Origin of the sequence: Streptomyces sp. NPDC050528, from assembly GCF_044457795.1 — a bacterium.
GTDB lineage: Bacteria > Actinomycetota > Actinomycetes > Streptomycetales > Streptomycetaceae > Streptomyces.
The window spans coordinates 195,226-213,227 of record NZ_JBITHH010000019.1 but is presented as its reverse complement, the minus strand read 5'-3'; the positions used below and the strand labels follow the sequence as shown (position 1 = coordinate 213,227).

At 71.0% G+C, this 18,002-nt stretch carries 15 protein-coding genes and 1 pseudogene; 8 read left to right on the top strand and 8 right to left on the bottom strand.

Annotated elements, in window-relative coordinates:
* Positions 1 to 153 precede the first annotated feature (153 nt).
* Genes ACIBK4_RS46055 through ACIBK4_RS46035 form a run of 5 tightly spaced genes read right to left on the bottom strand, consistent with a single transcriptional unit; the run spans position 154 to position 5,797 of the window.
* Entirely contained in the window at positions 154 to 1,464 is a 1,311-nt protein-coding gene (locus ACIBK4_RS46055; RefSeq protein WP_399005376.1) for a DUF58 domain-containing protein, read from the bottom strand.
* Complete coding sequence (locus ACIBK4_RS46050) at positions 1,464 to 2,453, bottom strand: AAA family ATPase (protein ID WP_399005398.1); 990 nt, start codon at positions 2,451 to 2,453, stop codon at positions 1,464 to 1,466. The genes ACIBK4_RS46055 and ACIBK4_RS46050 overlap by 1 nt, the downstream gene beginning before the upstream one ends.
* Positions 2,453 to 3,646 carry a DUF4350 domain-containing protein gene (locus ACIBK4_RS46045; protein WP_399005374.1) on the bottom strand — a complete coding sequence of 398 codons (1,194 nt, stop codon included), beginning with the start codon at positions 3,644 to 3,646 and terminating at the stop codon, positions 2,453 to 2,455. Before ACIBK4_RS46045 ends, ACIBK4_RS46050 begins: the two co-directional genes overlap by 1 nt.
* Entirely contained in the window at positions 3,643 to 4,428 is a 786-nt protein-coding gene (locus ACIBK4_RS46040; RefSeq protein WP_399005372.1) for a DUF4129 domain-containing protein, read from the bottom strand. Before ACIBK4_RS46040 ends, ACIBK4_RS46045 begins: the two co-directional genes overlap by 4 nt.
* A 4-nt stretch (positions 4,429 to 4,432) precedes the next feature.
* Positions 4,433 to 5,797 (bottom strand): hypothetical protein, encoded by a 1,365-nt coding sequence (locus ACIBK4_RS46035; RefSeq protein WP_399005370.1) that lies wholly within the window; start codon positions 5,795 to 5,797, stop codon positions 4,433 to 4,435.
* A gap of 140 nt (positions 5,798 to 5,937) precedes the next feature.
* Between ACIBK4_RS46035 and mtnA the strand changes: the two genes are divergently transcribed.
* From mtnA to ACIBK4_RS46010, 5 genes and pseudogenes are all read left to right on the top strand, one after another.
* Positions 5,938 to 7,077 (top strand): S-methyl-5-thioribose-1-phosphate isomerase, encoded by a 1,140-nt coding sequence (gene mtnA, locus ACIBK4_RS46030; protein WP_399005368.1) that lies wholly within the window; start codon positions 5,938 to 5,940, stop codon positions 7,075 to 7,077.
* Between the two features lie 8 nt (positions 7,078 to 7,085).
* Positions 7,086 to 7,775: a two-component system response regulator MtrA gene (gene mtrA / locus ACIBK4_RS46025; RefSeq protein ID WP_187284748.1), complete on the top strand. Its 690-nt coding sequence runs from the start codon at positions 7,086 to 7,088 to the stop codon at positions 7,773 to 7,775.
* Position 7,776: 1 nt separating this feature from the next.
* Complete coding sequence (mtrB, locus tag ACIBK4_RS46020) at positions 7,777 to 9,861, top strand: MtrAB system histidine kinase MtrB (protein ID WP_399005365.1); 2,085 nt, start codon at positions 7,777 to 7,779, stop codon at positions 9,859 to 9,861.
* Entirely contained in the window at positions 9,851 to 11,683 is a 1,833-nt protein-coding gene (locus ACIBK4_RS46015) for an LpqB family beta-propeller domain-containing protein (RefSeq protein WP_399005363.1), read from the top strand. Before mtrB ends, ACIBK4_RS46015 begins: the two co-directional genes overlap by 11 nt.
* Positions 11,684 to 11,925: 242 nt before the next feature.
* Positions 11,926 to 12,226: pseudogene (locus tag ACIBK4_RS46010) on the top strand (ComF family protein); the annotation flags it as partial.
* A 413-nt stretch (positions 12,227 to 12,639) separates the two neighbouring features.
* Here ACIBK4_RS46010 and ACIBK4_RS46005 read toward each other — a convergent pair.
* Complete coding sequence (locus ACIBK4_RS46005; RefSeq protein WP_399005361.1) at positions 12,640 to 13,038, bottom strand: hypothetical protein; 399 nt, start codon at positions 13,036 to 13,038, stop codon at positions 12,640 to 12,642.
* Between the two features lie 426 nt (positions 13,039 to 13,464).
* Between ACIBK4_RS46005 and ACIBK4_RS46000 the strand changes: the two genes are divergently transcribed.
* The 3 genes from ACIBK4_RS46000 to ACIBK4_RS45990 all read left to right on the top strand — a co-directional run bounded on the left by ACIBK4_RS46000 (position 13,465) and on the right by ACIBK4_RS45990 (position 15,899).
* Positions 13,465 to 13,941: a ComF family protein gene (locus ACIBK4_RS46000; protein WP_399005359.1), complete on the top strand. Its 477-nt coding sequence runs from the start codon at positions 13,465 to 13,467 to the stop codon at positions 13,939 to 13,941.
* 313 nt (positions 13,942 to 14,254) lie between these two features.
* The gene (gene hpf, locus ACIBK4_RS45995; protein ID WP_019056767.1) at positions 14,255 to 14,947 is read left to right on the top strand and encodes a ribosome hibernation-promoting factor, HPF/YfiA family; all 693 of its coding nucleotides are present in this window, start codon (positions 14,255 to 14,257) and stop codon (positions 14,945 to 14,947) included.
* 205 nt (positions 14,948 to 15,152) lie between these two features.
* The gene (locus ACIBK4_RS45990) at positions 15,153 to 15,899 is read left to right on the top strand and encodes a response regulator transcription factor (protein ID WP_033287181.1); all 747 of its coding nucleotides are present in this window, start codon (positions 15,153 to 15,155) and stop codon (positions 15,897 to 15,899) included.
* A gap of 25 nt (positions 15,900 to 15,924) precedes the next feature.
* Here the strand turns inward: ACIBK4_RS45990 and ACIBK4_RS45985 are convergent, their stop codons facing one another.
* Entirely contained in the window at positions 15,925 to 17,100 is a 1,176-nt protein-coding gene (locus ACIBK4_RS45985) for a winged helix-turn-helix domain-containing protein (protein WP_399005356.1), read from the bottom strand.
* Between the two features lie 69 nt (positions 17,101 to 17,169).
* A complete protein-coding gene (locus ACIBK4_RS45980; protein ID WP_399005354.1) occupies positions 17,170 to 17,757 on the bottom strand; it encodes a GNAT family N-acetyltransferase in 588 nt (195 codons plus the stop codon).
* Positions 17,758 to 18,002: the final 245 nt, after the last annotated feature.

Sequence of the window (18,002 nt, the reverse complement as noted above, 5' to 3'; positions counted from 1 at the left end):
GGTACTGCAGGGGGGACCCTGTGGGAGAGTAGGACGCCGCCGAACAAATATTGCGAAAACCCCCGTACCGTTAAATCGGTACGGGGGTTTTCTGCATTTAAGGGTCTCTGAATTCTGTAAAGGGCTCTGCTTTTTCAAGCAGGGCCCGCTGTATTACAGACGGCCCGCGCTCTTGAGAGCCAGATACGCGTCCGCGAGTGCCGGTGCGAGATCGTCCGGTGTCGCGTCGACGATGGTGACGCCGGCGCGGCGGAGTTTTTCTGCGGTGCGGTCGCGTTCGGTCTGGGCGCGTGCGGCGGCGGCCGCTTCGTAGACCGCCTCTGTGTTTCCACGGGCCGTGGCCATGCGGGCGATGTGTGGGTCTGCCACGGATGCCACCAGGATCGTATGGCGCTGGGTGAGTTGAGCGAGTACGGGGAGCAGGCCCTCTTCTACCGGGGCTGTGTCGAGGCTGGTGAGCAGGACGATCAGGGAGCGGCGGGGTGCCGTACGGATCGCGGTGGCTGCCAGGCCTCGGGCGTCTGTTTCGACGAGTTCCGGTTCGAGTGTCGCCATGGCGTTGACCAGCGACGGGAGTACGTCACGTGCCGTGCGGCCCTGGACCAGGGCGCGGACCCGGCGGTCGTAGGCGAGGAGGTCCACGCGGTCGCCGGCGCGGGAGGCCAGGGCTGCGAGGAGCAGGGCGGCGTCCATGGAGGCGTCGAGGCGGGGGGCGTCGCCGACGCGGCCCGCCGATGTGCGGCCGGTGTCGAGGACCAGGAGGATGTGGCGGTCGCGTTCGGGGCGCCAGGTGCGTACCGCGACCGTGGTCTGGCGGGCGGTGGCGCGCCAGTCGATGGAGCGGGTGTCGTCACCGGGGACGTATTCGCGCAGGCTGTCGAACTCCGTGCCCTCACCGCGGGTCAGGACGCTGGTGCGGCCGTCGAGTTCGCGCAGACGGGCGAGTTTCGACGGGAGGTGCTTGCGGCTGGTGAACGGGGGCAGGACGCGTACCGCCCAGGGGACCGCGTGGGTGCCCTGGCGGGTGAGGAGGCCGAGGGGGCCGTAGGAACGGATGGTCACTCGGTCTGCGTGGCGGTCGCCTCGGCGGGTGGGGCGTAGGCGGGTGGTGAGGCGGCGGCGTTCGCCGGGTGGGACCGTCAGGTGGTGGCGGGAGGCGGCGAATTCGGTGCCGGGGAGCCAGCTGCTGGGGGGCCAGGCGTCGCGGATGCGAGCGCGGAGCGGGCGGCGGGACGGGTTGGTTACCGTCAGGGTGACGTCTGCGGATTCGCCCAGTCGTACTGAGGTGTCGCCCGAGCGGGTGAGGCTCAGGTGGCGTACCGGGGCGGCCAGGGCGAAGTCGCAGGCGCAGGCCAGCGCCAGGGGGGCGTTGACGGCCAGGATGCCCGTCCAGCTGGGTTCCCAGATGCCTACGGGGAGGGAGCCCAGGGCTGCGAGGAGGGCGGCGCGTCCGGTGAGGGCCATCAGCGGGGGACCGGGACGTGGGCGAGGATCGCGTTGATGACGGAGTCCGCCGTCACGCCCTCCATCTCGGCCTCGGGGCGCAGCTGTACGCGGTGGCGGAGGGTGGGGAGTGCCAGGGCCTTCACGTCGTCCGGGATGACGTAGTCGCGGCCCGTGAGCCACGCCCACGCGCGCGAGGTGGCCAGGAGGGCGGTGGCACCGCGCGGGGACACGCCGAGGGTGAGGGACGGCGATTCGCGGGTGGCGCGGCAGATGTCGACTACGTAGGCAGTGATTTCGGGGGAGATCGTCGTCTTGGCGACGGCCGCGCGGGCCGCTTCGAGGTCGGCCGCGTTCGCTACGGGGCGCAGGCCGGCGGCGTGCAGGTCGCGCGGGTTGAAGCCTTCGGAGTGGCGGGTGAGGACGTCGATCTCGTCTTGGCGGGAGGGGAGAGGGATCGTCAGTTTGAGGAGGAAGCGGTCGAGTTGGGCCTCGGGGAGGGGGTACGTGCCCTCGTACTCGACGGGGTTCTGCGTCGCGGCGACCAGGAACGGGTCGGGGAGCGGGCGCGGGGTGCCGTCGACCGTGACCTGGCGTTCCTCCATGGCTTCCAGGAGGGACGACTGGGTCTTCGGAGGGGTGCGGTTGATCTCGTCCGCGAGGAGCAGGTTGGTGAAGACCGGGCCGGGCTGGAAGCGGAACTCGGCGGAGCGGGTGTCGTAGACCAGGGAGCCGGTGACGTCGCTCGGCATCAGGTCCGGGGTGAACTGGATGCGCTTGGTGTCGAGTTCGAGCGCGGATGCGAGGGCGCGGACGAGCAACGTTTTGGCGACCCCAGGGACTCCTTCTAGGAGAACGTGTCCGCGGCAGAGGAGGGCGACGACGAGGCCGGTCACGGCGGGGTCCTGGCCGACCACGGCTTTGGCGATCTCGGCTCGCAGGGATTCGAGGGAGGCCCGGGCGGTGCCCGCGTCCCCCGTGGTCCCGGCGTTGTCAGTGGTCGGGTCCATCATGAACGGCGTACCTCTCTTTCGAGGGCGTCGAGTTGGTCGGCAAGTGCGATGAGGGCCGTGTCGTCGCTGGGCGGCGGGCCGAAGAGGAGGGCGTGCAGGGTCTGTCCGTCGCCGTGGAGGTGGGCGGAGAGCGCGGGGAGCAGGGCTTCGGGCGCGTGCGCCTGGGAGACGGGGACGCCTACGAGGGGGGCGAGGCGAGTGCGGGTGGTGGAGCGCAGGGCGTTGGCCGCGCGGTCGCGGGCGTTGGCCTTGCGGTAGAGGCGGGCGCGGCCTTCGACGGTTTCGGAGGCACGGATCGCCACGGGGAGTTTTTCGGGCACCAGGGGGCCGAGTCGGCGTGCCCGCCACAGGGCGGCGACAGCTGCGGCGATGAACAGCTGCAGGGTGCCCCAGAGCCAGCCCGAGGGGAGCAGGTCGAAGAAGCTCTGGCTGCCGGAGTCGGTGGCCGAGGTGTCGGTCAGGGAGGGGAGGTACCAGACCAAATGAGGGCGGGAGCCGAGGAGTTGGAGGGCGAGCGAGGCGTTGCCCTGCTTGTCGAGACGCTTGTTGAAGAAGATGTCGGGCGAGCCGATGACGACGGTGTCGCCGCCCCCGGACGCGTCCGGCAGCCGGAGCAGGGTCGGCATGTTGTTGCTGGCGTAGCACTCGTCGGCGTCGGCCGCGGTGGTCGTGTACCGGTAGTCGCCGGTCTCCGCGTCGCCTGCGCGTTGGGCCGCGGGGAGGAGGCAGTTGGGGGAGAGCGTCGAGCCGATGCTGGGTCCCGGGTCCGCGGTGACTTCGGGGGCGAGCCGGGGCAGGGACGCGGGACCGGGGGCGACGAGGACCGTACGGCTGCCGGAGTTCGCGAACGCCGCGTGCAGGCCGGACTGTTGACGGTTGGTCAACAGGTCGGGGACGGCGACCAGGAGGGTGGTGTCCGGGCCGGCCGCGGCGCGGGCCTGGGCCAGGGTGGTGACCACGCGCGTGGACACGCCCCGGTCGCCGAGGAGTTCGGCGACGGCGCGGCTGCCGTAGGGGTCGGCGGAGCGCGGGTCGAGGTCGCCGTGCCGTTCGTCGGAGCGGATCGCGGCGATCGCGACGGCGGCGGCCAGGAGGATCACGAGAGCGAGGAGGATGCCCCGCGCGCGGGTCCACACCTGGCGGGCGGTCGGCGAGGCCGAGGTGGTGGGAAGCGTGGCCTCCGCGGTCATTCGGCGGCCCCCTGGCTGGTGTGGTGGGCCGTGCTGTGGGCGCTGCTCGTGAGGGCGGGTTTGGTCCGCTCCAGGTCGCGGTCGAGTTCGGCGATGCGTCGGTACGACTGCTCGCTCGCGCCGCGTCCGCCGTACGTCACGTCGTCGAAGTGGGCGGCAGCGGCGCGGAGTTCGGCGGTGTGCGAGGGCAGTGCGCGGCCGGCTTCCGCGACGGCCTCGTCGGCGGTGCGGCCGGGGCGGGCGTCGAGCAGGGCCCGTTCCTCCAGGGCGCGGACGATGGCGCGCATGCGTTCCTGCACGGCGGGGTTCCAGTGTCCCTGGGCGGCGTGTGCCTCGGCGGCCGCGCGGTGTTCGGCGGCGCCGCGGGGGCCGTCCTCGAACAGGGCGGCGGCGGAGGCGGGTTGGCGGTGCGGGGTGCCGAGGCGCCACCAGAGGGCGGCGCCGACCGCGAGGACGGCCAGGATGACGACGACCAGGCCGAGTGTGCCGCCGGGTGCCGCCTCCGATGCCCTGTTGAACAGCTTGTCGACCCAGTGCCAGATGGCGTCCAGGGCCCGCTGCACGAGGCTGGGGTCGTTCTGGTGGTACATCTGCTTGGACAGTTCACGCCGGGCAGCCTCCCGCGCGGGGTCGCGCGGGATCGTCACCGGCGGCTCGTCGCCCGAGAGGGCCGACGACTGGACGACCGTGCCGTGGGCGCGCGATAGCGCTCCCGCGACCGAATCGACGGCGCGTGGCAGCGCCGTAGGAACCGCTGTGAGAACTCCCCCCGCCAGGCTCACCGCATCAACTCCCCGGAGTGGGGCCGGGGGCGGCGGTGCCGTAGTCCTGGACGCCGGCGGCGCGGGCCAGGTCGAGGTCGAGGGCCTCGCGGCGGATGCGCTGGTCGATGTACAGGAGCACGGTGACGCCCGCCGTGATCGGGAACGCGATCATGCGGCCGATCACCGAGCCGAGGCCGCTGATGATGAGGAACGTCCAGCCGAAGCCGCCGGTGCCGTCGACGAGGCCGCCCAGGCCGTCGCCGCTGAACAGGCCGGCGATCAGGGCGAACGGGATGACGAGGATGGACGACAGGATGCTCGCGATGATCTGGGCGAGCAGCTGGATGCCGAAGATGCGCCACCAGGAGCCGCGCACCAGCTTCGCGGAGCGGCTCATCGACTTGATGATGCCCTGCTTCTCCAGCATGAGCGCGGGCGAGGCCAGGGAGAAGCGGATCGCCAGCCAGAGGGTGGCGACGCAGCCGGCGAGGCCGCCGACGACGGCGAGCGCGATGCCCGCGGCCTCGGAGCCGGTGACGGCCACGAGGATGCCGGGCACGGTGGGGACGCCGATCAGGACGACGGCCATCAGGATCAGCAGGCAGATCAGGCCGAAGAGCTTGAGCACCTGGGGGCGGGCGTCGCGCCAGGCCTCTCCGGCGGTGACCGGCTTGCCGAGTACGGCGCGGCTGGTGACGGCCGTGAGCAGGGCGGTGGCGACGACGGTGCCGATCAGGACGACCAGGTAGACGACGCCGGTGCTGAGGAAGGCCTCGCTCATGGCGCGGGTGACTTCGGAGGCGCTGGCGTTCGGGTCGTCGAGGGCGTTGGTGCTGGAGAGGTCGCTGAAGGCGAAGCCTTGGACGAGGACGACGATGGTCTGCATGACGACGGCGACGGTGAGCGAGATGCCCAGGACCGTGCGCCAGTAGGTGCGCATGGTGGAGACGGCGCCGTCGAGGATCTCGCCCACGCCGAGCGGGCGGAGCGGGATGACGCCGGGCTTGGCCGCAGGCGGGGGACCGCCCCAGCCGGCTCCCCAGCCGCCGGGAGCGCCGTAACCGCCGGGTCCGCCGTAGCCTCCTTGGCCGCCGTATCCACCAGGGCCGGCCGGGCCGCCGGGGTGGCCGCCGCCCCAGCCCGGGCCGGGCGGTGGGGGCGGTGGTGCCTGGCCCTGGCCGGGGGCGCCGGTGGGCGCGGACCACTGGGCGGCCGGCGGCTGCTCCTTGGACCACTGCGGGCCGGAGCCCGACGGGTCCGTGCCCTGCTGGTCCGCGGGCTGTGCGGGACCGGGGCCGTCGGCCGGCTCGGCGGGATCGGAGGCGCCGGGCTCGGGCCCGTCGGGCGGGGCGGATCCGGGCGAGGCCCAGCCCGGAGTGTCGTTCATCGTCGCTCCTTCACGGTGCCCGTCCGCGGGCGCGGCGGCAGGTTGGCAGCCATCGTGCCATGGGGTGGTCGAGCGGTGACCGGCCGCGGTATGGGCTGCACACCTTCAATTGTCCGCCGGATACGGGGCAGACTGACCGCATGGCTGATCAGTACGCGCAATCCGGCGAGGACGGCCGGCCGACCGAGATACCCGCGATCCGATGGGACGAGCCCCCCGAGGGACCTGTGCTGGTCCTTCTCGACCAGACGAGACTGCCGGCCGAGGAGGTCGAGCTGGTGTGCACGGACGCGTCCGCGCTGGTGGACGCGATCCGCTCGCTGGCGGTGCGCGGGGCACCGCTGCTCGGCATCGCGGGGGCGTACGGCGTCGCGCTCGCCGCCGCGCGGGGCTTCGACGTGGACGAGGCCGCGATCGCGCTGGCGGGCGCCCGGCCCACCGCGGTGAACCTCTCCGTCGGCGTGCGCAGGGCCCAGGCCGCGCACCGGGCCGCGCTCGCCGAGGGAGGCGGTGCCGAACGGGCGGCGGGGGCCGCGTTGGCGGCGGCGCGGCGGTTGCACCGGGAGGACGCCGAGGCCAGCGCGCGGATGGCCGCGCACGGGCTGGCCCTGCTGGACGAGCTGCTGCCCGGCGGCGGGCACCGGATTCTGACGCACTGCAACACCGGGGCGCTGGTCTCGGGCGGTGAGGGCACGGCCTTCGCGGTCGCGCTCGCGGCGCACCGGGACGGGCGGCTGCGGCGGCTGTGGGTGGACGAAACGCGTCCGTTGCTGCAAGGTGCTCGCCTGACGGCGTATGAGGCGGCACGCAACGGAATGGCGTACACCTTGCTCACGGACAACGCGGCGGGCTCTTTGTTCGCGGCCGGGGAGGTGGACGCGGTACTGATCGGGGCGGACCGGATCGCCGCCGACGGTTCGGTGGCGAACAAGGTGGGGAGCTATCCGCTCGCCGTGCTCGCCCGGTATCACCATGTGCCGTTCATCGTGGTGGCGCCGGTGACGACGGTGGATCCGGACACGCCGGACGGGGCATCGATCGAGGTGGAGCAGCGCCCCGGCTTTGAAGTGACGGAGATCACGTCACCCCAAGTGACGGTGTCGGGAGCGGGAGGCGGGATTCCGGTGGCACCCCTGGGGACCCAGGCGTACAACCCGGCGTTCGACGTGACGCCTCCCGAGCTGGTGACGGCGATCGTCACCGAAGAAGGCGCTGTTTCGCCCGTGACGGCGGAGGCGCTGGCAGAGCTGTGTGACAGGTCACGACAGGTAACGATTTAGTTAATGGGATGATGTCGTTTATGAAGGGACGAGTCCTTGTCGTCGATGACGACACCGCACTGGCCGAGATGCTCGGCATTGTGTTGCGTGGTGAAGGTTTTGAGCCGTCTTTCGTAGCCGACGGCGACAAGGCGCTGGCCGCTTTCCGTGAGAGCAAGCCCGACCTGGTGCTCCTGGACCTGATGCTGCCCGGACGGGACGGTATCGAGGTGTGCCGCCTGATCAGGGCGGAGTCCGGGGTGCCGATCGTGATGCTCACGGCGAAGAGCGACACCGTCGATGTCGTGGTGGGCCTGGAGTCCGGCGCTGACGACTACATCGTGAAGCCGTTCAAGCCGAAGGAGCTGGTCGCCCGGATCCGGGCGCGGCTGCGGAGGTCGGAGGAGCCGGCGCCCGAGCAGCTCGCCATAGGCGATCTGGTCATCGACGTGGCCGGTCACTCCGTGAAGCGGGACGGGCAGTCGATCGCCCTGACCCCGCTGGAGTTCGACCTGCTGGTCGCGCTGGCCCGTAAGCCGTGGCAGGTGTTCACGCGTGAGGTGCTCCTGGAGCAGGTCTGGGGCTACCGGCACGCGGCGGACACCCGGCTGGTGAACGTGCACGTCCAGCGGCTGCGCTCCAAGGTCGAGAAGGACCCGGAGCGGCCGGAGATCGTGGTGACCGTCCGCGGGGTCGGTTACAAGGCGGGACCGAGCTGACATGTCCAGGGACAGTGCCGCTTCGGCGCCCGGGGGGTCCGGGGCCCGCGCGGGGCGGCCTGTCGGCCGGAAGGCGGCGGGCTCCCGCTGGGGACGCCTGCTGGAGGGCGGGCTGCTGCAGGGCGGAGTCCAGGGCAGCCCGGTGCTCCGCCTGTTCATGCGCTGGGTGCGGCGGCCGCTGCTGCCCGTCATGCGGCTGTGGCGGCGCAACATCCAGCTCAAGGTCGTCGTCACGACCCTGCTGATGTCGCTGGGCGTCGTCCTGCTGCTGGGCTTCGTCGTCATCGGCCAGGTGCGCAACGGCCTGCTGGACGCCAAGGTGAAGGCCTCGCAGAGCCAGGCCACGGGCGGTTTCGCCGTGGCCAAGCAGCGGGCCGACGAGGCGGGCAGCGGCGCCGCAGCCGACGGTTCCGCGACCGACGACGGTTCCTCCCAGAACGTCATCTCCTGGATGAGCGATCTCGTGTCGTCGCTGTCCAGCGGCGGCCAGGGCGCCTTCGACGTGGTGACGCTGCCCGCCGGCATGGACAGCGGCAGCGGACGCAGCCCGCGCGGTTCCGGGTACGTCGACCCGTCCGCGAGCGTCCCCGAGGACCTGCGCGCGCGGGTCAACGACCGTACGACGGCTGCCCAGAGCTACACCCGCATCATCTACAGCAACGGCAAGGAGTCGCAGCCGGCGCTGGTCGTGGGCAAACAGGTCAACGACCCGAACGGTGACCCCTACCAGCTGTACTACCTCTTCCCGCTCACCCAGGAGGAGAAGTCGCTCAGCCTGGTCAAGGGGACCCTTGCCACGGCCGGGCTCTTCGTCGTCGTACTCCTGGGGGCCATCGCCTGGCTCGTCGTGCGGCAGGTCGTCACGCCGGTGCGGATGGCCGCCGGGATCGCCGAGCGGCTGTCCGCCGGGCGTCTACAGGAGCGCATGAAGGTCACCGGTGAGGATGACATCGCGCGGCTCGGCGAGGCCTTCAACAAGATGGCGCAGAACCTCCAGTTGAAGATCCAGCAGCTGGAGGACCTGTCGCGGATGCAGCGGCGGTTCGTGTCCGACGTGTCGCACGAACTGCGCACGCCCCTGACGACCGTACGGATGGCCGCCGATGTCATCCACGACGCGCGCGTGGACTTCGATCCGATGACCGCGCGGTCGGCCGAACTGCTGGCCGACCAGCTGGACCGGTTCGAGACGCTGCTCGCGGACCTGCTGGAGATCAGCCGCTTCGACGCGGGCGCGGCGGCTCTGGAGGCCGAGCCGATAGACCTCAGAGAGGTCGTACGGCGGGTGCTCAGCGGCGCCGAGCCGCTCGCCGAGCGCAAGGGCACGCAGATACGGGTCGTCGGCGACCAGCAGCCCGTGGTCGCCGAGGCCGATGCCCGGCGCGTTGAGCGGGTGCTGCGCAATCTCGTCGTCAATGCCGTCGAGCACGGGGACGGCAAGGACGTCATAGTCAAGCTCGCCACCGCGGGCGGGGCGGTCGCCATCGCGGTGCGCGACTACGGGGTGGGGCTCAAGCCCGGTGAGGCGACCCGGGTGTTCAGCCGCTTCTGGCGGGCCGACCCGGCACGCGCGCGTACCACCGGTGGTACGGGGCTGGGGCTGTCCATCGCCCTGGAGGACGCGCGGCTGCACGGCGGCTGGCTGCAGGCGTGGGGTGAGCCGGGCGGCGGTTCGCAGTTCCGGCTGACGCTGCCGCGGACCGCGGACGAACCGCTACGGGGCTCGCCGATACCCCTGGAGCCCAAGGACTCACGCCGTAATCGTGGACTTAATGACGCCGGTCTGCCGAGCGGGGGCGGTGACAAGCGCGCGACGGTCCCGGTGCAGCCGATGGCCGACCAGGGGTCGCCGATACCCGCGCGGACCCCGATCGCCCCGAGGATGGGCGCAACGACCGCCACGGCGGACCCGACGGCGCTGCCCGGCAACGGCGCGCGCGTGGTGCCCCGGCCGACCGGTGGCACCCGGCGCCAGGAGGACCGGCCGGCCGCGGAACAGGCCCGGAGCGAGGCCGCGGGCAGCTCGGACCCGGCCGCCGTGCCGGAGGACTCGAACAAGCAGGGGGAGGCATCTCGTGGGCGCTGACCGCGCGGGGGGCGCCCGGCGGAAGCCGGCACGCGCGGCGGCGTACGTCGCGATGGGCGTCGTAGTGCTGGCGGGGTGTGCCTCGATGCCCGACAGCGGGGATCTCCGGGGGGTCGAGTCGACGCCTCGACAGGACACCCAGGTGCGCGTTTTCGCGATGCCGCCGAGGGAGGACGCGTCGCAGGGGGAGATCGTGCAGGGCTTCCTGGAGGCTCTGACCAGCGACGATCCGAACTACAAGACGGCGCGCATGTACTTGTCCGCGAAGGCCGCGCGGGACTGGCAGCCGGAGCTGTCCACCACGGTGCTGGCCGACGGGCCGAGCACGGAGCCGGTCCGTCCCCCGGTCGGCCGGGAGGACACCGGCACCTTCACGTACACGCTGACCGGTGACCGGGTCGCCACGGTGGACTCGGAACAGGCGTACGCGCCGGCGGACGGGCAGTACACCAAGGCCGTCCACCTCACGAAGGACACGAAGAGCGGCCAGTGGCGCATCGACGAGCTGCCGCAGGGCGTCGTCATGGGTGAGTCGGACTTCCAGCGCAACTACATGTCGGTCAACAAGTACTACTTCGCGTCCAACACGTCGGCCGGCACGGACTCCCAGCCGATCGCGGTCGCCGACCCCGTGTTCGTACGGCGGCGGGTGGACCCGATGACGCAGATGGTGCGCTCGCTTCTCAACGGGCCGACCAGTTGGCTCGGGCCCGTGGTCCGGTCGAGCTTCCCCAGCGGGACGACGCTGCGCAAGGGCGTCACCTCGCTGTCGCCCGACGACCAGAACAAGCTGACGGTCCCGTTGAACCAGAAGGCCTCGCGCGTGGGGCTCACCCGGTGCGACGAGATGGCGACGCAGATCCTCTACACGCTCCAGACCATGACGCCCACGGTGGACAAGGTCGAGCTGCAGGCCGCCGACGGCTCCCAGCTGTGCGTCTACAACGAGAGCAGCGCGGACACCCTCGCGTCACACGGTGCCGTGAGCCGCCCCGGGTACCTGTACTTCCTCGACGACAAGCACCGGGTGGTACGGATGCCCGGCAACGGCATGCACGCCGATCCGGTGCCGGGCGCGCTGGGCGAGGGCGTCAAGCAGCTGCGGTCGGTCGCGGTGTCGCGCGACGAGGAGACCGGGGCCGGGGTCGGTCTCGACGGAAAGTCGCTCTACGTAGGGTCGATGGTGTCCGGTGCCTCGCTCGGTGACCCCGTACTGACCAGCCAGGGCAAGACCGAGGACGACCGGCTGACGGCTCCCAGCTGGGACGCGCAGGGCGACCTCTGGGTGGCCGACCGGGACCCGAAGAAGCCCCGGGTGCTCCTGCTGCAGAAGGGCGCGGGGCAGCCGATAGCGGTGGAGACGCCGGGTCTTGACGGCCGTATCGAGTCGGTACGGGTGGCCGCCGACGGGGTGCGGATCGCGCTCGTCGTGGAGAAGAACGGCAAGCGGTCCCTGTTGATCGGGCGGATCCAGCGCAGTGGGGCGGTGGGCGAGCAGCCGGCGATCTCGGTGCTCGAACTGCGTTCCGTCACCCCGGACTTGGAGGAGATCACCGCCATGTCGTGGGCCGGGGACAGCCGGCTCGTGGTGGTGGGGCGCGAGCACGAGGGCGTGGTGCAGATGCGGTACGTCCAGGTCGACGGCTCCACGCCGGAGGGCCCGGCGCCCGCGGCCCTGACGGGGGTCAAGGAGATCGCCGCGTCCGAGGACGACAAGCTGCCGCTGGTGGCCTACTCGGAGGACGGGATCGTACGGCTGCCCACCGGGGCGCAGTGGCAGAAGGTGGTCAAGACGGGGTCGGCGCCGGTCTATCCGGGGTGAGGCGTTGACCCGTCGAGGCGAGGCATGCGTGCTGGTTGCCTTGGTGCTTCGAGGCATTGACGTGGCGGACTGAAAGCGGCCGTCTTCGGTCGGGCTGAGGCTCGGTGGAGGCGGCCGTTCGCGTGTTCCGGGGTGGGTCTGCACTCGTGTGGGTGACGGCTGTTGACGGTTGCGGGGAGTTGTCCACAGGCCGTTGTCCACAGGGGTGGCCGGTCGGCCGGGGTGTTGGCACAGTGGTCGGCATGCGGGGGTGGTGGCGGGATCTCACGGACCTGGTGCTGCCGGCCGAGTGCGGAGGCTGCGGGAGGCCTCGCACGGTGCTCTGCCCGGAGTGCCGCGCCGCCCTGAACGGGGCCGTACCGAGCCGGGTACGACCGACACCGGAGCCTGCCGGGCTGCCGGCGACGTACGCGGCGGCTCCGTATGCGGACGAGGTGCGGGCGGCGCTCCTCGCGCATAAGGAGCGGGGCGCGCTGGCTCTTGCGGGGCCGCTGGGGGTGGCGCTGGCGGGGGCTGTGCGGGTGGGGTTGCGGGAGTGTGGGGTGGGGGTTTGCGGGGGTGTGCCGTCTGTGGGCGAGGGGCTTGGTGGGGTGCGGGTGCGATCCGGAGGGGTTGGGGGGCTTGATGACTTGCGGGGCGTGTCTTCTGCGGGTGCGGTGAGGGGTGGGCGGGTGGCTGTTCGTGGGGGTGATGCGGCGGAGGTTGGGCGGTTGAGGGTCTCTGGGGTAGGTGCGGGCGGGGGCGGGCCGTTGGCAGGCGTTGCGGCACCTCGTGACGTTGGACGACCTGAGGGCGGTTCATCAACGGTTCCGTGGCGGGATGCGGTTGAGGCTGGGTGGTTGACGAGTTCGGGGGCTGATGCGGCGGGGGCCGGGCCGTCGGCAGTCGCTGGGGCCGATGTGGTGCCGAGCGTCCACCCGGCAGTTCCAGAGCCTGACGCGGTGCAGGCCGTGCGGTCAGTAGTGGCCGGGTGCGGCATGGCTCAGGCGGGACTGCCAGCGGCTGAGGGGTTCGGAGGGATGCAGGACGGGCGGTCTCATACAGGTCAGATGCAAGCCGGGGAGACTCACACGAGGCAGCTGCAGGCACGGCACGAGCCGGTCGGGGGAACTCAGACACGGCAGGCGCAGGCGCGGCGGCGTCAGACGCGACAGGTTCAGGTTGGGCAGGTCGAGGCAGGGCAACAGCCGCAGCCCGGCCGTTATCAGGCGCAGGTCGCGCAGGTCGCGCAGGCGCAGGTGGGGCAGGCCGGGCAGGCTGAGCGGACTCACGCAGGGCGGCGGCAGACGCAGGTCGGGATGGAGGGACACGCCCAGGCGCAGGTGGGGCAGGCCGGGCAGCCTGTGCAGACTCACGCAGGGCGATGGCAGACGCTGGCCGGGGAGGCACGGACACAGGCCGAGCAAGTCGGGCAGGCGGGACAGGCACAGACACAGGCCGGCCAGGTCGGGACGGCGGGGCCGGCACAGGCGGGGCGGGCCGGGCAGTCTGTGCAGACTCACGCAGCGAGACAGCGGGCGGCGCAGGCCAGGCAGGCACCGACGCAGGCCGGGCAGGTCAGCCAAGTCGGGCAGGCGGGACAGACACAGGCCGGGCAGGTCCGGCAGACCGCGGAGAGTCAAGCAAGGCGGCGCCAGGACCAGGTCGGCCAGCCGCAGGCTCAAGTCGGGCGGGACCTACATGTCCGCCACGTCCAGGCCCGGAGTCCAGGTCCCGCGCCGGTGTTGCTCGTCCCCGTGCCGTCCGCGCGGGCGGCTGTGCGGGCTCGGGGGCATGATCCGGTGCGGCGGATCGCGCTCGCGGCGGCGGGGGAGTTGCGGCGGACCGGGACGCCGGCCCGGGTGGTGGCCGTGTTGCGGCAGCGGCGGTGGGTGGCCGATCAGTCGGGGCTCAACTCGCGGGAGCGGATGGGGAATCTCGCTGGTGCGCTGGAGGTCGTTCCGGGTGGTGCGCGGTTGCTCGCCAGTGGGCCGGTGGTGCTTGTCGACGACCTGATGACGACCGGGGCCTCCCTGAGGGAGGCGGCGCGGGCCGTGCGGGAGGCGATCGCGGGCGGTGGGGAAGTTGGCGCGACTGCCGCTGTGTATGCGCGTGCGTCCAGGGAAGGCAGAGAGGAACACACCGAGAGATCAATGGAGAACGGGAGGAACATGGCACTCAGTGCACCGGGAATCGTGGAGGTGAACGGCCCTGGTGACCTGATCTGCGCGGCGGTGATCGCGGCATCGCCAGATTCCTTCGAAATAAACCGGAACTGACCGTGAACTTGCGTCGTTGCAGGTAATGACAGGGGCAATTCACCTGAACGGAGGTACGCCGCAGTAGAGGGTGACGACATCCGTCCGGGCGAGATATGTTCGGTTGTGAGAGAAAGGCGCAGGCCGCACCTCTCCTATCCGAATGCCGTGCTGCGGGTTTTCTGCAATCACCCGCGGCCATGGGGTGGAGATCTTGCCCATGGGGGAGGAGGAGGTGGAAGTCACCGAGTCCGAGGGTCCGGGGTGACCGGAGCCTGGTGCGAAAGGGAGACGCTCCGCAGCGAAGCGGAGCGATCCGGGAACGGAGTTCTGCGTGGACATCGTCGTCAAGGGCCGCAAGACCGAGGTGCCCGAGCGGTTCCGCAAGCACGTGGCCGAGAAGCTGAAGCTGGAGAAGATCCAGAAGCTCGACGGCAAGGTGATCAGCCTCGACGTGGAGGTGTCCAAGGAGCCGAACCCCCGACAGGCCGACCGCTGTGACCGAGTGGAGATCACGCTCCGCTCCCGCGGTCCGGTGATCCGGGCGGAGGCATCGGCCAACGATCCGTACGCGGCGCTCGACCTCGCGGCGGAGAAGCTGGACGCCCGGCTGCGCAAGCAGCACGACAAGCGCAACACCCGCCGCGGTGCCCGCCGGCTCACCGCCGCCGAGGTCCCCGACCACGTCCCGGGCGCCGCGACGCTCAACGGCAACGGCCACGCCGTCCCGGACGAGCAGTCGGACGGTGTGCCCACCAAGAAGATCGGCTCGCTGGAGGTCAAGGGCGAAGGCCCCCTGGTCGTCCGCGAGAAGACCCACGTCGCCTCTCCGATGTCCCTCGACCAGGCGCTCTACGAGATGGAACTGGTCGGACACGACTTCTACCTGTTCGTCGACTCCGAGACCAAGGAACCGAGCGTCGTCTACCGACGGCACGCCTACGACTACGGCGTCATCCACCTCAGCACGGACCCCATGGTCACGCAGGCGCAACCGCCCGCGGCCGGCGGCACGCTGGGCGGCTGACCCACCCGGCAGACAGCTGAGCCGGTGCCCCTGGAGCGCGTGTGCGCCCCCAGGGGCACCGGTGTGCGACCACTTCGCGCCCCGCTCCGTGACCGCACTGTCGTCCGGGCATGGAATCATGGCCGTACAGGCCCAACCGGTGGGCCGCTGCCTTGGGTTGGCGATGGCACAGGACCACAGGCCACAGCCTTCAGGGGGAGGAACGATGGCGGACAGCTTCGGACCGATGCATGTCGGGGATGCCGACGGCGGCGTCGTCGGCATGGGCCCGGAAGCGGGCTCGACACGCAAGGAGCCGATCAGAGTCCTTGTCGTGGACGACCACGCCCTCTTCCGCCGCGGCCTGGAGATCGTGCTGGCGGCCGAGGAGGACATCCAGGTCGTCGGTGAGGCGGGCGACGGTGCCGAGGCCGTGGACAAGGCCGCGGACCTGCTGCCGGACATCGTCCTGATGGATGTACGTATGCCTAAGCGGGGCGGGATCGAGGCGTGCACCTCCATCAAGGAGGTGGCGCCCAGCGCGAAAATCATCATGCTCACGATCAGCGACGAAGAGGCCGATCTCTACGACGCGATCAAGGCGGGCGCCACGGGTTATCTCCTCAAGGAGATCTCGACCGACGAGGTGGCCACCGCGATTCGCGCCGTGGCCGACGGGCAGTCGCAGATCAGCCCCTCCATGGCGTCGAAACTGCTCACCGAGTTCAAGTCGATGATCCAGCGCACCGACGAGCGCCGACTGGTGCCCGCGCCCCGGCTCACCGACCGTGAGCTGGAGGTTCTCAAACTCGTCGCCACCGGAATGAACAACCGCGATATCGCCAAGCAGTTGTTCATCTCCGAGAACACCGTGAAGAACCATGTGCGCAACATCCTGGAGAAGCTGCAGCTGCACTCCAGGATGGAGGCGGTCGTGTACGCGATGCGGGAGAAGATCCTCGAGATCCGCTGACCCTCACCGCCCTACCCATCACCTTTCACGCCAGGAGACGGACGAGTTCCCTGGCGAGGGGTGCGCGCAGCTCGGGGGCGTCCACCCGCTCCACGCGTACGTCCGTGCAGTCCACCCAGCTCGCGGCCTCGACCAGGGCCTGGGCGACGGACGGGACGGCCTTCACGCCGTCCAGGGTGACCTGCTTCGCCACCAGGGTGCGGCCCTCGCGCGCGGGGTCGACGCGACCGACCAGTCGGCCTCCGGCGAGCACCGGCATCGCGAAGTAGCCGTAGATCCGCTTCGGCTTGGGGACGTAGGCCTCCAGGCGGTGGGTGAAGCCGAAGATGCGCTCTGTGCGGGCCCGTTCCCAGATCAGGGAGTCGAACGGGGACAGGAGTGTGGTGCGGTGGCGGCCGCGCACAGGTGTCTCCAGGGCTGCCGGGTCTGCCCAGGCCGGTTTGCCCCAGCCCTCGACCGTGACCGGGACCAGGCCCGAGTCGGCGATCACCGCGTCGACCTGCTCGCCCTTGAGGCGGTGGTAGTCGGCGATGTCCGCGCGCGTGCCGACGCCGAGGGAGACGCCCGCAAGGTTGACCAGGCGGCGGAGGCACTCCATGTCATCCAGTTCGTCGTGCAGCAGCGGCTGCGGGATCGCGCGCTCGGCGAGGTCGTACACCCGCTTCCAGCCGCGGCGCTCCACGCACACCACCTCGCCGTACATCAGCGCGCGCTCCACGGCGACCTTGGCGCCGGACCAGTCCCACCACTCGCTGGTGCGCTTCGCGCCGCCCAACTCCGTTGAAGTGAGCGGGCCTTCGGTCTGGAGTTGCTTGATGACCTGGTCGTAGGTGCCGTCCGGGAGGTCGTGGTTCCAGTGCGGGCGGCTGCGGTAGGCGCGGCGGCGGAACGCGAAGTGGGGCCACTCCTCGACGGGGAGGATGCAGGCGGCGTGCGACCAGTACTCGAAGGCGTGGGTCTGGGTCCAGTACGCGTCCTCGACCGTTTTGCGGGGGACGGCGCCGAGGCGGGCGTACGGGATGAGTTCGTGGGAGCGGGCGAGGACCGAGATGGTGTCGAGCTGGACCGCGCCGAGATGGCGGAGCACGCCGCGCACGCCCCCGCGGCGGTCGGGGGCGCCGAGGAAACCCTGGGCGCGCAGGGCGATGCGGCGGGCGTCGGCTGCCGACAGGTCGGTCGTGGGGCGCGGGGCACTCGTCATGCCTCCGCACGATAGAGGGTGGCACTGACAACGCGGGCTGAGCTGGGGATTCGTCCCGCTACGGACGCGCTACGGCTGGGTCGGCAGGTACGGCGCGGTCGACGGCAGGCCAAGGTCCGACGGCAGCAGGGAGCCCACCCAGCAGTCCCGTCGTACGCCCTTGTTGTTGAGCGCGGAGCGGAGCGTGCCCTCGATGGTGAAACCGGCGTGTTCGGCCACCGCGCGGGAGCCCTTGTTGCCGACCTCCGCGCGCCATTCCACACGGTCGATCGACAGGCGGGTGAAGGCCCAGCGGGAGACGGCGACGGTGGCCTCGGTGATGTAGCCGTTGCCGCGGTGCTCCTTGGTGGCCCAGAAGCCGACCTCGCCGACGCCCAGGGAGCGCATCGTGATGGCGAGCATGCCCACCAACTCCCCTTCGGGGAGTCCGGGGAGTCCGGAGAGAAAGACACCGAAGGTGAACATCGAACAGTTCTCCCAGCCCTCCGGGACCAGTTGTTCGGTGAAACTCTGCGCGTGCTCCGGGAGGTAGGGCGAGGGGATCGTCGTCCAGCGCTGGATCTCGGGGTCCTGGGCGGCGGAATACACGACATCGGTGTCCTGCGGGCCGACGCTGCGCAGGAGGAGACGGTCGGTCGTGAGCGTGACGGGTTCCATCGGCCGATTCTGCTCGGGGGCGCACAAGGACGCCACACTTTTGCGCTGCGTGAGCGGGTGATCACATTTCGCGCAATTCCTCGGAGGGGCGCGGCACCATCGGCGACCCCCGGCCGTTGTCCCCTTTGAAGCAGATTTGAAGGAGTGGACGGTCGGCGTCCCCGGCAGGCTCCCGGCGTGGCGGGGTCCTCGCATACGATGGCCGTTGCTCAGTCATGTCATTGGAAACCGACCGTCCCAGGCCC